General features: G+C 60.9%; 17 protein-coding genes. 8 read left to right on the top strand and 9 right to left on the bottom strand.

What is annotated here, in order from left to right:
* Positions 1-286: IS3 family transposase (locus BT264_RS09295; protein WP_143156737.1), on the top strand; the 286-nt coding region annotated here is incomplete at its 5' end.
* Between the two features lie 1,401 nt (positions 287-1,687).
* Here the strand turns inward: BT264_RS09295 and BT264_RS09290 are convergent.
* From BT264_RS09290 to BT264_RS09280, 3 genes are all read right to left on the bottom strand, one after another.
* Positions 1,688-2,080 (bottom strand): DUF2384 domain-containing protein, encoded by a 393-nt coding sequence (locus tag BT264_RS09290; RefSeq protein WP_309146461.1) that lies wholly within the window; start codon positions 2,078-2,080, stop codon positions 1,688-1,690.
* Between the two features lie 388 nt (positions 2,081-2,468).
* Positions 2,469-3,029 carry a RidA family protein gene (locus BT264_RS09285; RefSeq protein WP_083533946.1) on the bottom strand — a complete coding sequence of 187 codons (561 nt, stop codon included), beginning with the start codon at positions 3,027-3,029 and terminating at the stop codon, positions 2,469-2,471.
* A complete protein-coding gene (locus BT264_RS09280; RefSeq protein WP_256260598.1) occupies positions 3,026-4,093 on the bottom strand; it encodes an acyl-CoA dehydrogenase family protein in 1,068 nt (355 codons plus the stop codon). The genes BT264_RS09285 and BT264_RS09280 overlap by 4 nt, the downstream gene beginning before the upstream one ends.
* Here BT264_RS09280 and BT264_RS39845 point away from each other — a divergent pair.
* Positions 4,079-4,216, top strand: coding sequence for a hypothetical protein (locus BT264_RS39845; RefSeq protein ID WP_233465565.1), 138 nt, complete (start codon positions 4,079-4,081; stop codon positions 4,214-4,216). The two genes, BT264_RS09280 and BT264_RS39845, sit on opposite strands and share 15 nt — an antisense overlap.
* A 41-nt stretch (positions 4,217-4,257) precedes the next feature.
* On the opposite strand, the gene BT264_RS39570 is transcribed toward BT264_RS39845, so the two are convergent.
* The 5 genes from BT264_RS39570 to BT264_RS09250 form a co-directional block, all read right to left on the bottom strand.
* Positions 4,258-5,397, bottom strand: a complete 1,140-nt coding sequence (locus BT264_RS39570) for a class I SAM-dependent methyltransferase (protein ID WP_256260597.1) — start codon at positions 5,395-5,397, stop codon at positions 4,258-4,260.
* Complete coding sequence (locus BT264_RS39565) at positions 5,292-6,815, bottom strand: class I adenylate-forming enzyme family protein (RefSeq protein WP_218173335.1); 1,524 nt, start codon at positions 6,813-6,815, stop codon at positions 5,292-5,294. The genes BT264_RS39570 and BT264_RS39565 overlap by 106 nt, the downstream gene beginning before the upstream one ends.
* The gene (locus BT264_RS09265; RefSeq protein WP_072438008.1) at positions 6,805-8,025 is read right to left on the bottom strand and encodes an MFS transporter; all 1,221 of its coding nucleotides are present in this window, start codon (positions 8,023-8,025) and stop codon (positions 6,805-6,807) included. Before BT264_RS09265 ends, BT264_RS39565 begins: the two co-directional genes overlap by 11 nt.
* Before the next feature lie 107 nt (positions 8,026-8,132).
* A complete protein-coding gene (locus BT264_RS09260; protein ID WP_072438009.1) occupies positions 8,133-8,519 on the bottom strand; it encodes an ectoine synthase in 387 nt (128 codons plus the stop codon).
* 988 nt (positions 8,520-9,507) lie between these two features.
* Positions 9,508-10,119: a TetR/AcrR family transcriptional regulator gene (locus tag BT264_RS09250; RefSeq protein WP_072438011.1), complete on the bottom strand. Its 612-nt coding sequence runs from the start codon at positions 10,117-10,119 to the stop codon at positions 9,508-9,510.
* 479 nt (positions 10,120-10,598) lie between these two features.
* Between BT264_RS09250 and BT264_RS09245 the strand changes: the two genes are divergently transcribed.
* From BT264_RS09245 to BT264_RS39135, 3 genes are all read left to right on the top strand, one after another.
* Positions 10,599-11,186, top strand: a complete 588-nt coding sequence (locus BT264_RS09245) for a tetratricopeptide repeat protein (protein ID WP_072438012.1) — start codon at positions 10,599-10,601, stop codon at positions 11,184-11,186.
* A gap of 120 nt (positions 11,187-11,306) precedes the next feature.
* A complete protein-coding gene (locus BT264_RS09240; protein ID WP_072438013.1) occupies positions 11,307-12,134 on the top strand; it encodes a hypothetical protein in 828 nt (275 codons plus the stop codon).
* A gap of 115 nt (positions 12,135-12,249) precedes the next feature.
* A complete protein-coding gene (locus BT264_RS39135; RefSeq protein WP_072438014.1) occupies positions 12,250-13,272 on the top strand; it encodes a hypothetical protein in 1,023 nt (340 codons plus the stop codon).
* Here BT264_RS39135 and BT264_RS38015 read toward each other — a convergent pair.
* The gene (locus BT264_RS38015; protein WP_143155710.1) at positions 13,259-13,630 is read right to left on the bottom strand and encodes a hypothetical protein; all 372 of its coding nucleotides are present in this window, start codon (positions 13,628-13,630) and stop codon (positions 13,259-13,261) included. The two genes, BT264_RS39135 and BT264_RS38015, sit on opposite strands and share 14 nt — an antisense overlap.
* Between BT264_RS38015 and BT264_RS39130 the strand changes: the two genes are divergently transcribed.
* The 3 genes from BT264_RS39130 to BT264_RS09225 all read left to right on the top strand — a co-directional run bounded on the left by BT264_RS39130 (position 13,629) and on the right by BT264_RS09225 (position 14,770).
* The gene (locus tag BT264_RS39130; RefSeq protein WP_165948038.1) at positions 13,629-13,784 is read left to right on the top strand and encodes a hypothetical protein; all 156 of its coding nucleotides are present in this window, start codon (positions 13,629-13,631) and stop codon (positions 13,782-13,784) included. The genes BT264_RS38015 and BT264_RS39130 overlap by 2 nt on opposite strands.
* 533 nt (positions 13,785-14,317) lie before the next feature.
* Positions 14,318-14,503: a hypothetical protein gene (locus tag BT264_RS09230; protein WP_072438015.1), complete on the top strand. Its 186-nt coding sequence runs from the start codon at positions 14,318-14,320 to the stop codon at positions 14,501-14,503.
* On the top strand, positions 14,504-14,770 hold the full coding sequence (locus BT264_RS09225; RefSeq protein WP_034181437.1) for a DUF1488 family protein: 267 nt from the start codon (positions 14,504-14,506) through the stop codon (positions 14,768-14,770). It begins immediately after the preceding gene.
* The last annotated feature ends 188 nt before the right edge of the window (positions 14,771-14,958 follow it).

Genomic DNA, 14,958 nt, shown 5'->3' with positions numbered 1-14,958 from the left:
GTCCTTCTTCGGCACGCTCGAATCGGAACTGCTCATGCGCGAGCGCTTTGATACGCACGAACAGGCACGTGGGCGTGTGTTCTGGTTCCTCGAGGGATGGTACAACCTGCGTCGCCTGCACAGCAGCATCGGCTACCGTTCACCGCTCGAATTCGAAGACGAGCACATGAAAAATGAAACCCTGTCCCCGCGCGGGTTGCCCACCGCCGGGCGGCGTCGTGGTCGTGATAGGCGACCCGCCGCCCGCCCGTGGACAACCCGCGACTTACCGCTTAACGGAGGTTAAATCGCACATCGATCGCTACCGCAGATCTGTCCGTTGAAGCGGGTCAACTTCACTCTGCCGGGGCAGATGGCGCTACGCGCAGCTGCGGGAGGTATCTCGAACCTGCTTGGTCAAATGCAAGGTATCGGTGATCCGTGTTTTAAGGGCCTGAATGGTGGTGCTGTTGCAGGCGCGATGATCGGTGGAGCGCTTGGTGGTGTCTTGGCTCCGGGTGCCTGGGGTACTAGTTTCGCAGGCTCAATTGCCAGTCAAATTGGTCAACGTGCCCTCGCTGGAATACCCGGTGCTGGCGTCTCTGGAACGGCGGGGCTAGTTGGAAACCAACTGGGCAAGTGAGCAATGTGAAGTGAGGCTACCAATGCGATCCGAGTACCGCTCAAACATCTACGCATTCATGGGTCTAGTATCCACTTTGCTGGGAGGCTACGCATTGGAGCGAGCTACAGCGTACTTTGCCATGACCGGTGACTCAGTTGGAGGCGCCGCCTTTGGGGCCGCGGGAATTGGTTTATTGATTGTTGCCGTTGCTCATTTCTACATGGCTGCTGGATACAGATTTGGCCTCCTTGAAGCAGTCGAAGGAAGTCTGGACAGGGCGACCTTGAGAACAAAGTCAGGCGTTGTTGCCGAGGCCGTTAGAATACGCTTTCTGCGAAAGCCGGATGCGCGAGATTCGAATTCCTCGCCTAGCAATCGCTATGTTTTCTTCATTAGCGATTGGAGGCCGTGGGTTTGCCCGGAGGCTGGATTCTTGACGGATTGAGCTTGCGACCACTCGAGAATGAAGATCCATCCAGGATGGCCGACGTCGTGACAGTTTGAGTTGCTCTATTAGCGAAGCGTGCTTGGTGCTACCCGTAGCGTGACTGATCCTGAACGAGCATTGGCCTCGGTCGGAAGTGGAGATTTCTGGCGTGGTTGAGTTGTCAGGCGACGCGGATTCCCTCGCCTGACGGGGGGAGTTCGGCGGGCGTCATCCACCGCAATGCGGAGTGGGGACGAACCTCGTTACTTCGGTGCGGCTCGACGATGTCTAAAGCAGTCATTTTCTTGACGAGGTTCGACGGGTTGAATCCGCAACCGATACTTGCCCGATACAGACGCCGGGTCACGGCGCTGGCGCAATTGCGCGCTACAGCCGACACGGAGGCCCATAAACTACCACTCATAGTGGGTGTGGATTCGAATTACATAATTTTCGAGTGGACGTACGGTTAAGCGGGCGCAAAAACGAAAGTGCTCGCTCATCAAGCGAGTAGTCGAAGAGGTGGGGCAGGAACATACCGCGGGATCACGCCCAATCCGGTAAGTCCCGCTCCCTGTTTTCTAGGGCCGTGTATCCGTCGGCACCGACATGAGAGTAGCCGTGAATTTGCTGATCTGCAACGTGTGTCCCCGACCCTATCCAGCCGCACCGGCCTCGAGCGATATGACGTATCGCAGCGGGTCCTCAGTGCGTCCCACCGATTTCAACTGTTCGGCGGTCTTGTAGCCAAAGGTCGGCAGCGGTTCCTTGCGATACCAAAACAGCGTGTTTCGTACGTCTCCGAGATATCGGTTGCAGTTCGGATGACCCGAAGCGTGTTTCGAAGGTAATTTATGCGTGCTTTCGGAACCTGGCAAGCGATTTACCGTATTGCGGTGTACATGGGCCAGCCGTGCGAGTGTTTGCATATCGATATGCTGGGCAGACGCGAAGTGCCGCGCCGAGATGATCGGCGCGGCACTCTCCGAGCTTCTCAAAGATGCCATGAACTTGTCGAACCGAGAGGCGCCGTTGAATTTGGGATCCATTCATAGCAGATTATTCGGCGCACGCTATCTGCGCATTTACGGAACAAACAGTGCCGACTTTACTGGTCGCTGAAACACTCATCCATGGCACTGCTGGTCCCCAAGTTCCGTCGAGCCACCTAGGCAGGGTCGTGATATTCCCAAAGACGACTTTTCTGAGAATTTTGGTAGCTAAGGACATCTTTTCTGAGACGAGAGGCATGTAGATTTCTCAAAAAAGATGTCCAAGTCCTTGATCTGTCTAGGGTGCCAAAGACACCTTTTCTGAGAGCCCACAGCTGTTGTTGTCTCTCAGAAAAGATGTCCGCAGTCTCAATAAGTTGTCTTTGAATTGATGATGAAAACGCCTTGGAATAATCTGCTTTAACCCGCGCATTTTTTTGGAATTTTACGTCTGCGCCTTACCCCTCGCCGTGAGGCCGCCTCCAGCGGAATCCTGCCAGACGAATGCAACCAGATCCACTTCGACCGCAGCGTATCGAGGCAGCCGGAATGCGCTGAGTGACGTTCTGGCGTGTACGCCCGCTTCGCCGAACACGGAATACACCACCTCCGATGCGCCATCGGCGACGGCACTGTGTTCTTCGAATGCGGGGTCGCTTTGCATGTAGACGCCGATGCGCGGAACTGCCCGGACCCGATCGAGGGTGCCGAGTGACCGTTGTAATAGCGCGATGCAGCGTGCGGCACAGATCATCGCGCCGCGCCGACCATTGTCCACCGACACTTCCGATCCGATCAAACCGCGAATGGTGATTTCGCCGTTAAGCTTCGGAATTTGTCCACTGACGAAGATCTGGTTGTCACAGCGCATGAGCGGAGCGTACCGCCCGGCCGCACCAAAGTCGTCGTCTACGGCGAGTCCCAGCGCATCGGCAATTCCGCGGAATATCGCGTCCCGGTTCATGTCAATCATCTCCGTTTCGTCGTCCGGCGCTGTGGTATTCATTGATACACCGGCGGGGAATCGCGGGAGGTGCCCGTCGAATGCGTGATCGCGTGGCCGCCATACGCAACAGCCGCCGCGTCCCAGCCGACGTCGATGTGCGATGCCATGACCTGCAGGTCGCGCCAGTGACGTTGTGCAGGATGGGCGTCGAATGCCGCGGCGGTGCCCATGCTGCCGATCAGTCGTCGGATCGCGTCGACGCAAAGCTGCGCGATGAATGCGCGATCACGCCTGATGCGGACCGTCTCGGCAGGCGACACCGCGCGCCGCGCGGTGCCGGCCGTGTGCAAGGTGCGGACCAGCACGTCGTAGAGACGACCCGCGCAGGTGAGCTCCGCGTCGCTTTTCGCGATGTGCCCGCAAAGCATCGCGTCGCAGCTTCTACCGCGGCTGCGGAGCGTATTGATGCAGTGCCGGTACGCGCCCTGTGCGCAGCCTAGAATCGGTCCGATGATCCACGTCGTGCTGTACGGGATGAGCGGCACGTCGTACAGATACGCGTCGGGATGCAGGTCGGCGCCGGCGGGATGCGGGCCAAAATAGTTCGAACGAGCGAAGATCCACTCGTCCGATACGTACAGATTGTCGAATGCAATATCCCTGGAACCTGTCGCGCGCATGCCGGACACGTGCCACGTGTCGAGCGCACGGACGTCTTCGCGTCGAACCACGACCTTGAAGATCTCCTGGGCCTCCGGTGCGTCCGTCCCGCTGAGTCGTGCCGAGACGATCACCCAGGTTGCGTGGTCGATGCCCGAGCTGTAGCGCCAGATGCCGTTCAACCGGAATCCGCTGCCGTCCCTGACGAACGTGCCGTTCTGAACCGTGGCCGTCGCGAACAGCTGTCGCGGCCCGTTCGCGAAGATGATGTCCTGACAGGCGGCGGGCAGGCGCGCCGCAGTCGTCACATGTCCGCCGACGACACTTAACATCCAGGCCGTGGACGCGCACGCGGTGGCTGCGAGCCGCGCAGCTTCGACAAGTGTCGGGAAGTCCTGTTGCAATCCGCCGTAGCGGCGCGGTGTCAGCAGGTGGAGGAGCCCGGCGTCGTGCAGTTCGGCCATTGTCTCGGGCGACAGGCGCGCGAACTGATCGGCCGCCTGTGCGCGAGCCTGCCAGCGCGGGAGCAGTTGTTCGATGCGTCGGCCGATCTGCGTGCGCTCGAGTTCGAGCCCGTCCACGCATGACCGGATCGTATCCATTGACAGGAGGTCATCATGCAGCTGCATCACGTCGCGTCTCCTCGCGGCCCGGCCACTCTGCGCGGTACGGGGTGATCGAAGCAGAACACGGGCTCGATGCAGGGTTCGCCGAGCAGCGAGACGAATTCCTCGATCGATCGTGCGTCGTTGGAGGCGACGAACTCGTGAAAATTCGTCCCGTTCCAGAGCAGATAGACATGTTCGAACTGCTCGTGGATCGACGCGACGAGCGTATCGAACGTCACCTGTCCGTTTTGCATCTGCGAAAGCATCTGGTTGCGCTTCCAGTCGATTTCCTCGCGGCTGAAGTAATGACTCTTGTGCAGTTCGTCCTTGACGCTCTCGCGCTTGTCGTACTCGTCGAGCGAATCGCAGTTGAGCTTCTCGAGGAAGAAGATCAATCCGTTCGGCTTGAGCAGACGCGCGACATGACGAATCTGGTCCGCGCGATCCACGCCATAGAACTGAAATGCGGCAGTCTCGTAGATGTAGTCGAAAGTGCCGGAGAAGCGGTCGAGGCGTGCATGCTCCCGGAACAGCCGAGGGGTGACGTGGGCGAATGCCTGCGGGTGGAACGTCGAGAAGTCGTGATTGGCGAACTGGTTGAACGCCGTTTCGTTGGCCGGATTGGGCGAGTTCGTGAAAGTGCGGATCAGGCCGTTCGATCGTTTTGCCAGCGTTCTGCCGTTGGTGCCGTCGAAGGCATCGACTTCGTAAAACTCGAAGTGCTGATCCGCGTGCTGCCTGCGACGTTCGGAATACCGCGTGAGCGCGACGCCGACGCGCGACATTTCCTCCAGTATGGCTGGCACGCTGGCAAGAAAATGCGTGAACAGCGGCCCGGCTTCGGCGACCATCAGGTCGTGATACGCAAGCACGTCCGGATCGCGCAGCAAATGACGGATGCGGCTCGCGACCGATTGCTTCGGCACCTGCGTCGCGCCCGTCGCAAGGCTGTGAAAATAACTTGCCATCCGGATCATCGGCGCGCTTTCCAGGTATTGCTCCGCGCCGTCCTCGATTCCGCTTGACGTCATGGTTGACCTCTTCGCATGTGGTATCAGTTCAAACCCTGGGCGGACACCTTGCCGCCGAACGTTCTTGGCAGCGCTCGCAGGAAGTCGATGCTTGCCGGAACCGCGGCGGAATCCAGATGGCGGCGACAATGATCGAGCAGCTCGATTGCGTTGGCCGCAGATATCGCAGCCGGAACGACATAGGCTTTGGGGACGCGTGCCCCGTCTGACCGAGAAACCGGTACGACGAGCGCTTCCGCAACGGATTCGTGGTCGAGCAATACCCGCTCGACGGCGCGCGGATTCACCGGCACGCCGTCTCGAGTGAACAGGTCGCCCTTCCTGCATTGAAAGAACAGGAATCCGTCCTCGTCCATCGCGAACAGATCACCGGTCATGAACACGCGCGATTCACCGAAACATCCTTTGCGAATGACGCGGGCGGTATCGCTTTCGCGCCCCCAGTATTTCTCCATCAGCAGATCGCCGGCTACCGCCAGTTCACCGACCTGCCAGGGCTGGACCACGAGCGCATTGTCGTTGCCGACGAGGTAGGTTCTGATGCCCGGAATGGCTTTGCCGACCGAGCCGATACGTCGATCGAGTTCGGCGGGCGGCAGGTAGGCGATGCGTTTGCACTCGGTCGAACCGTAGTTGCAGTAGATCAGGACAGCGGGCAGCGCACGCCTGAGCAGGCGAATGTACTTGCCGGGCAACGCCTGTCCGCTGGTCGAGACATACCGCAGCGATTGCAGCCTCGAGGCAGGCAGGTCGCCCGATTCGCACAGACGGAAAAGCGCCGGCGGAAAGACATGCAGGCCGGTTACGCCGTGTCGCTCGATGATGTCGACGATGGCGGCGGCTGAAGCTGGCAACGCCGTCTCGACCACGGCACGGCCCCCGAACAGCAGCGGCATGACCGTGTTGTAAAAGCCGTAGTCCGAGCTCAAGCCCGGGGAGAAACTGAGCACGATGTCGCGTTCGCTATTGGCGAGATAGCCGGAGACCGAGCGGAACGCGGCAATCATGTTCCGGTGCGTGACGAGCACGCCCTTCGAATCGCCGGTCGAGCCGGATGTGTAGAAGATCGTTGCTGCGTCATCCATGGAGGGATTGCCCGCTTCGGATGCGCCGTCGGCCGCGAAGCAGACGACATATTCCGACAGGTCGCCGCGGGTCGCGTCGATCGTGACCGCGCGATGACGGGACGCGATGCGGGGCGAGGTCGATCGCGATGCCACGAGCGCGCTGGCGCCGCAATCCGCGATCTGCTGCTCCAGTTCGGCGGTGTCGATCGTGTGCCTGATGCATGCCAGTACGCATCCGGCCTTCAGGATGCCGAATGCAGCCGCCACCGCGTGCACGGACATCTCCGAATAGATCGCGACGCGCGCGCCGGCGGGAATGCCGAGACGGCGAAGCGTATCGGCTATCGTCAACATCACGTCCAGCAATTCGCCGTAGGTTGCCGAACGTCCGTCGACCACCAGCGCGACTTTGTCTCGCCGGCTGCTCGCGCTGCGCTCGAAGTATTGCGGGAATCGTTCAATCATGGCATCAGCCTTCATGTGAGGACACCGAGGCCGACGAGGGGCTGTGGCCTTTTCGAATGCGGGGCGCGAGCGAGACCAGCAACCCGAGGCAACCCATGCACACGGATAGCACCATGATTACCGTGTCTGGTCCGAAACGCGTCGAGAACGCGCCTACCGCGACGCCCGCAAGCGGCTGTGTCATGTTGTTGAGGAGGATGACGACTCCCGTCGTCTTGCCGTAGTCGCGCGCGGGGATGATCTTCTGCCGCGTGCTCCGGATGTACACGTTGAACATCTTGTCGAATCCGACGATCAGGAGGAAGCCGAAAACGTACCCTGCAATTCCCGGGCTGGCTGCCGCGATAACGCCGCCGATACAGATCGAACCGAAGCCGACGAGGCCGAGGACGCGCCTCGGGACATGCAACCTCGCCGTCATCAGCAGAATCGCGATCGTCACGCACGCGCCTGCCGTTTGCAGTCCTGCGTAATAGCGTCCGCTTTCGTGATGAAAGCCGGTGACCATCGCGGCGGATGTCGCGAGCGTGACGCCGATCACGAGGTTCTCCGCGGCAGCCAACATGATGATGGACTTGAGGCCAGGGAGACGGATGACGTGAGACAAGGCCGTCTTGATCGGCGTGAACCAGGTGCCGTGCGTCCCTTCCGGCATCACGAATTCGAACGCGCTGGCCTTTTGCCAATAGGCGAGCGCGACGTCGGCTGTGACAAACAGCACGGCCGCGGCCACCACGACGAATTCCCAGCGCCACCACGACAGCAGGATCGCCGCGAGCATGGGGCCGAGCACCAGACCAAGCTGGTCGGCCAATTGCGAATACGACAACACTTTTTCGAAGCGATGGCTGCTGAATATCTGCGGCAGCATCACCTCGCGCGCAACGATGCCCTGACTCGTCAGCATGCCGCACAACGCGGACAGCGCGATCAGCCATCCGATGCCGCCGACGAGGTCGTAGGCGACGACGCCCGTGACGCATACTGCCGCGCGGAGAACCTGACTGACGCGCATCAGTTTCGTGGGCGAATGCCGGTCGCAAAGCGCGCCTAGAAACGGGAAGCACAGGTATCTCGGCAGTGTTTCGAGCGAAAACGCGATGCCCGACCAGGACACGCGTCCTGTCATCTGAAAGATGACCAGCGGCACGAGAAACAACAGAATCTGGTCGGCGAGGCGGGCAAGGAAAAGCGAATGGAAAAAGGCTTGATGCTGGGCGCGCACGAACAGTCACCTTTCTTTTGCGCGGAGCACGCGATGCATGCGCGCTCCTGCGGACGTTGCCGGGAGGTCTGGTACCCCGGGGCCTCTTGGAATGAGCGTATCGAGCCTCAGTAAGCGGACGCTTCTGCAGACCCCAGGTTATGCCGTTCGTGTCCCTTGAGTGGGGGATTGAAGACGCTGACAAGCACCAGATCCCCGTCTTTGCCGCCGCGCAGGTAATGCTGGTCGTGTCGATCGAGCACGTAGATGGTGCCAGGGCGGATCGGAAAGACGTTACCGTTCATGTCCTCGACCTCGCCTTCGCCTGCAATGCAATAGCAGGCTTCGAGATGGTTGCGGTATTGCAGGAGCGATTCTGTTCCCGCACGCACCACCGTATGGCACACGCCGTAGCCCATGCCGTCCTTTTCCGTCAACAAGCGATGGCTTGTGCCGGAGCCCCATTCGACAAGCAGCCCATCCTTTTCGACGTCTCTCAGGTTCCTGACGAACATATTCGCACTCCTTTCTTTTGTGTAAGAAATTATTGTCCTGCTCTCAGCGGAAGCGAAGCCACGAAAAAGCAAGCCAGTGCCCGTAACAGAATGGCCGGCTAAATCATGTAGTTTTTCAACATTAACCGCTGATGGCGTGGCTGGTCAAGAGCGGAATATGGGGGGAATTTCCGGTGATTATGTAAATCTGCCTTGGAAGTGTTTGGAGTGAGGCTGGACAGGCGCAATGTAGTTTATCTACATTTTTTGTGGGTTGCCTGGCTTGCCGACATAATCCGTGGCGGTGTTCCCTGGCAGCGACACTGCCTTGCGATCGCGACGTAGCGAACAAGCAGAGCGATTTCCGGTGCGTACCAAGACGTTCTCGTGTGGGCACGGCCGGCCGAGGCCAACTCGGAGTTCCTCCAGTGATTGGCATCGAATGGCGTGGCCGGATCTGACGTGCCGCAATTCGCCGCGACGACCCAGGCGACAATCGCATTTCCTGAACGTCTTCCGTTGGCGGGGGAAACCATGGACATGCAGTTAGCGGGTGAAGAACTGATAGTCAGATTCCGGGAAACGATCGACAAGGGCGTGAGCGGAATTCTGAGGCTGTGGCAGATCAGGCGGGAGGACCGCGCGCGACTGCAGGACCACCTACGCCGAGCTTCGGTCATTAGATCTCACGGTGTGGACGTCTCTTTTGACGGCCGATGACAGTCATCAGCCGCGAGGCGGCGTGACTATGCGGGAGATTTTTCCAAAGACAACTTTTCTGGGAATTCCCGCACCCAAGGACGTCATTTCTGAGACGGGCGATATCGAGTCATCTCGGAAGAGATGTCCGAGTTATTGATTTCAATAGGGTGCCAAAGACACCTTTTCTGAGAGCCCACAGGTGGTCTTTTTGTAGACCCGCAAAGCATGTTTGCCGCGTTACCCGGTCGCCGCTGCTTCGAGCGAACAACAATAGCGAAGCAAGTTATCTACCTATCAGGACAACCCGTCACGCGCGTTGCGTATGGGCGTCCGCATGTTTCGCGTGCCCGGTGCCGCCACGTATTTCCTGTTTCAGAAGCGCTTTCGCGGCTTGCCACGCTCGCCCTGCGGACGCCGAATCGTTGAACGCTCTCGCTTCGACTGTCGCACCGTCCAGCAGCATCATATAAACGGCCGCCAGCCGTTGTGCCGTTTCGGGCGAAACGAGAGCCGCGAGCAGTTCGGCGATCCATTCGACCATCTTGCGGCGATAGCGGATCGCGACATCCGAGATGGGGGCATACGCCGTTCCGAATTCGGCCAACGCGCGCTCGAACAGGCAACCGGCGAATGCCGGCGTATTGAACCACGCTTCGTACCAGTCGAAAATCGTCTTGACCCGCTCGATCGGATCGGTAACGTGCTGCAGCTGCGCGTCGATACTGCCTACGATCAGGTCGTAACGCTGGACCAGCACTTCCCGGATCAGTTCGTCCTTGCTCGGAAAATGCCGGTATAGCGTCATTCGGGCGACGCGAGAATCGTCGATGATCCAGTCGACACCGACCGGATGAAAACCGTGCTTCGAGAACAGTTCGGTAGCTTTATCTACCACCAACTGGCGTTTGCTGGCTCGCACGAACGGCTCCCTCCTTGATCCTTCCGACTGCGTAGATACAACATTCTAGCATTGTACCGCTCGGTCACATCCGGTCTGGCCACTGGCCTCCTGGATTGGTCGGTCCCGCCCATGACGCGTGTTCGCAAGTTGTCTTGACTATGATATAGACCGATATGTATCATTTGAAACTGAAAAATGATGGTCGACGATGCGTGCTTTGAAAAACCAGGAACGTCAGCCATCGGTTCACCGCTCGACGGTGCCGCAGCGGGCGCAGTGGCGGAATTGAAAGAATGCGGGGGCGGCACCCAGTGCCGCTTGCCGGCTTCTGACGATGCAGTGGTAATACAAGACGACAAGAGAACCTGAGAGAGCCTTGGGCTGCGTGTCGGCGTTGGCGGATGTATTCGCACGCGCCGTGCGCAAACCGGTGCGCGCTCGCGGGGCGGGATCGCGCGAAGCAATCGGCGCGAATAAAACTCGAGGAAAGCACAAAAATGTACCGCCGTTTACTCGCACCGGGGCTGCTGTTGCTGCTGGCCGCGTGCGCGCAGGATCCGTCCGTGACCAGCAACACGGTGCGGATCTGCGACGACACCGGCTGTTCCTATCGACCTAAAGATCAGGTCTCCTACCAAAAGAAGGACGATGCGGAAGATCGCGAAGACCCTCGCATCGTCGCGCTGAAGGAGGCCGCGAAGGCCCAGCCGAAGGCTGCCTACGATCTCGGCCTGCGTTATTTCCGCGGCGACGGCGTGCGCCAGGACAGCTACCAGGCACTCAAGTGGATGCGCGACGCCGCCGAGCGCGGCGACCTGCGTGCGCAGAAGGCGCTCGGCAGTTTCTACCTGTTCGGCCTCGAGGAAATGGGCTCGGATCCGCGCGAAGCGGACAAGTGGCTGTCGATCGCGGCTGGCCGCGGCGACAAGGAATCGAAGAAGCTGCTCGAGCTCGCGCGCAAGGCGAAGAAGGAAGACGAAGAAGACTGGAAATGGCGCACGCAATGGCGTGACGTCTATTACGGCTACTGGAACTCGGGCTATCCGTACTACGGCGTCTGGAATCAGACGTACTGGTACTACTGACCGGGCCGGAAGCAACGGGGGCGGCAGCGGGGAGACCACCATCGCGCGCCACGCCGGGGGGCTTATCGACGTTCGTACGGACACGTAAGCCGAACAACGACTCTATCGATCGATAACGACATGAAGACCATCCTTTCCCATCGCCTCACCCAAGGTGCGCTGGTTGCAGCGCTTTGCGCGTCCGTCGCGGGCTGCGGCGGCGTGGTGACGCCCGGCGGCCAGAACGCCGGCGTGACGGGCGCCGCGGCAGGCGGCACGAGCGCCGGCGCCGATTCGGGGCTGCAGCGCTGCGCGTCGCCGCTCGGCACGATCGCGGTCGACGACGGCCGCAACGCCGACTGGTGGGGCCCGTTCGGCAGCGCGACCAAGATGACGACGATTGACCCGCTGCTGCGCCTAGCGGTGCAGCAGTCGAACTGTTTCGTGATCACGTCGATCGGCAACCAGAAGAGCGACGCGCGCCTGTCGCGCATCACGCAGTTGCAGCGCAGCTCGGGCGAATACCGCGCGGGCTCGAAGCAGCAGAAGGGCCAGCGCGTCGCGGCCGACTACTACATGGAACCGCAGATCGTCATCAACGATTCACCGATCGGCGGGATCGGCAGCATGATCGGCGGGCTGATCGGCAACGGCGCGGTGGCGGCGGTGGCCGGCCACCTGCAGGCGAAGGCATCGGTCGTGACGCTGACGCTGTTCGACGTGCGCTCGGCCGTGCAGATCGCGGCGTCGGAAGGCAGCTCGACGGCGACCAACTACGGCGCGGCGCTGGGCGGTTTCGGCGGCGGCGTGGGCGGCGCGCTTGCGGGCTTCTCGTCGACGCCGGAGGGCAAGGCGACGGTCGTCGCGTTCATCGACGCGTACAACAAGATGGTCGTCGCACTGCGCAGCTACAAGGCGCAGGACGTCAAGGGCGGCCTCGGCCGCGGCGGCCAGCTTCAGGTCAATTGACGTCCACGGACCGGCGGCGCGCCGCCGGCCGATTTCCGATACGTGAATGTCCGTGCGTGCGGCGTGATCTGCACGTATCGGCTTCGTTCGTCCTTTTCGTTCCGAGGTGACTCCGATGAAAGCCGTTGCATTGATCGCATTGACCTGTCTGGCGCTGACCGCTTGCGGCGGCGACGACAATTCCTCGCCCGCATCGTCCGGCAGCGGATCGGGCACGAGCAATAACGGCGGAAGCGGCGGCACTGGCGGCACGGGTTCCGGCGGTACGGGAAGCGGTGGCAGCGGCGGTTCGAGTGGCTCGGGCGGCAGCACGCTGACGCTGCGCTACGACGCCCAGCCGACCGCGGCGGATCAGGCCGGCTTCCTGACGCTGCTCAACAGTGAAGGCGCGAAGGGCTATCGTTATCTGGGCGACTACTTCTACAACGCGTCCAACGGCGGTTCGCGCTCGATCTTCGTGAGCGACGGCACCGCACAGACGTACACGTACCAGCTGCAGTCGACGCCCGCCGACATGACGGGCTTCGTCAGCCAGGCCAACGCGCAAGGCGCGAGCGGTTACCGCTTCGAAGGGCCGCTCACGTACGGCTATCTCTATCGCAAGGACGGCGGCTCGTCGGCTACCTATACGTATGCGACAACGGGCCTGCCGGCCGACACGAACGCGTTCCTCGCGCAGGCGAACGGCCAGGGCCAGTCGGGCTACTGGTTCGTGGGCCCGATGATGGTCGGATCGGTGCAGGCGAACGTGTACATGAAGAACAACGCGTCGAATTCGACTTATACGTACGACGCGCTGGTGCCGACGTCGAACGTCGGCGACTTCATCGCGCAGGCCAACAGCGAAGGCGCGAAGGGTTATCGCGCGAAAGGCGGGATGCTGTTCGGCAGCACGATTTCGTGGGTCTACGTGAAGGACCAGACGCAGTCGCCGACCTTCACGTACCAGTCGGCCGCGATCCAGGCGACCGGCGCCGGCTTCGTCCAGCAGTCGAACGATTTCGGCGCGCAGGGCTCTGCGTATCTGGGCGATCTCGCGCTTGGCACGACGACCCCGGTGATGGCGTCGTTCTATTTCAAGCCGGCCAACTGCACGGGCTTCCTGTGCACGACGCTGAATCCGCTCACGCAGAACTGAGCGGGTGCCTCTGGCGCAGCAGCATTGCGCAGGTCATTCGCTGCTGAATGACCCGCGCCCGCTGGATCGAGTGCCTCAGGTGCGCCACGTCATCCGTGGACGCATCTTTTGCCGCCGGCTTGCCGGCGGTATTTCGTTTTCGCGGACGGCAGAAGCCGGCCAAACGCCGGCCCCTTTTTGTCCGGCGGACCAGAAAATCGGCCGGAACCGAAGCGAAGCTGCCGGCCTCCATCGACCGCCGGGCCCGGGAAACGCTGATTCGTTTTCCTGAGGGACAGAAGCCGCGCCGGACGCTGGTTTCCGCGAGTGCATCACCTACAATGTAAAGATGGTCGCGACCTGTCAAGGAGGCTGCCATGACTCAGTCAATGATTAGCTTTGTAGTTGGCCTGGCGGTCGTACTCGCCATCGCGGTCATGCTGGCGCTGCGTTACCTGCGCGACCACAAGGGCGAAGGGATGGTTCAGTGGCTTGACGCACATCACATGGGCTGGATGCACCACAAGCACTGACGGCGTGGTCGATGATGCGGTTCCGATCACGCTCCACGAAGCAGTGACGACAGTTGTGCGCGACGCTGAACAAGCCGCCGCGCACGCTGCGCGTCGTTTGGGTCGTGGGGCCGGGAAAATGCTGGCCGGCGGCCGCCCAGTCCGGTTGATGACAATAGTGTGGCCTGGAGGGAATCGTGCCGTTGATGGCCCTTGACGCGAGATAGCGCTTGCATGGCCGTGATATAGGGCGCATTCTCATGAGGTTCGATGTGTGCGACGGTGATTTTGTTTCGACTCCTTACGCTTCCCCCTGTCCGCACGGTTCCGCAGAACGCTCACCACGATGACCCCGCGCGCGAACGTCGAAGCTGCGAACGTCGTGCGTCAACCCGGCCTCCCCGCGAGGCTCGATCCGGCAGTTCAGTGCGCAACAGAGGCCGTCGGCGGCAAGCCCGCGGGTAGTCCGTTCGTGCCTCCTGTGGGCCGGACGACGACGAAATTCGGTCGCCGCGACGGTCCTGACATTTGAAATTCATTTTTCGGGAACCGGAATGCCCAAGCAAACCGAAGGAAAGTCAGCCACGTCCGTCAGGCAAAACGATTACGTCGACGCGCAAAAGTCCCGCGCCCAGGCACTGAAGCGCGCGGACATCGAGCGCGCCGAGAAGCGACGCGAAAATGATGCCCGCCTCGATGTCAACGCGAGCAAGTGGCGTTATATCTGCCAGGAGAGTTAGATGGGAAAAATCGACGCGGCACTCAACTTCCCTAATCCCAGTCGCACCTACGACATGTCCAGACACTGCGTGTGCTTCTGGGGCTACGACAATGCTCGCGAGATTACCTTTCTGGTCGACGATGCGATGCTGGCGAAACTGAACTCCGACATGGATTCGAGCGAGCCCGCGTTGCTGGCGGCCTTCGACCGCAACCGCGACCGGATCCTGGGGCTCGCCAGAGATCTTTACAAGGGCGGCCCCCAGAACAGGTACATGATCTCGTGAGACGGGGCCGGTTTGCGCACGCACCCGACCCGACGTGTGCCTTCCTTCTGACCTGCACTGGCCGTGAGTAGTCGTCTGCGGGCGTCGGGACTGCCGATCGTTCGGGCGGAGAGCACGGACGGCTCGGTCCGGCGGGCCCGCGACCATTTCCTGTCGATCGCATACTGAAGAGTTCGGGGAAAACCAGC

The sequence above is a fragment of the Burkholderia sp. NFPP32 genome, assembly GCF_900119325.1.
GTDB classification, from domain to species: Bacteria; Pseudomonadota; Gammaproteobacteria; order Burkholderiales; family Burkholderiaceae; genus Burkholderia; species Burkholderia pyrrocinia_C.
This window is presented reverse-complemented; position numbering and strand designations above follow the sequence as displayed.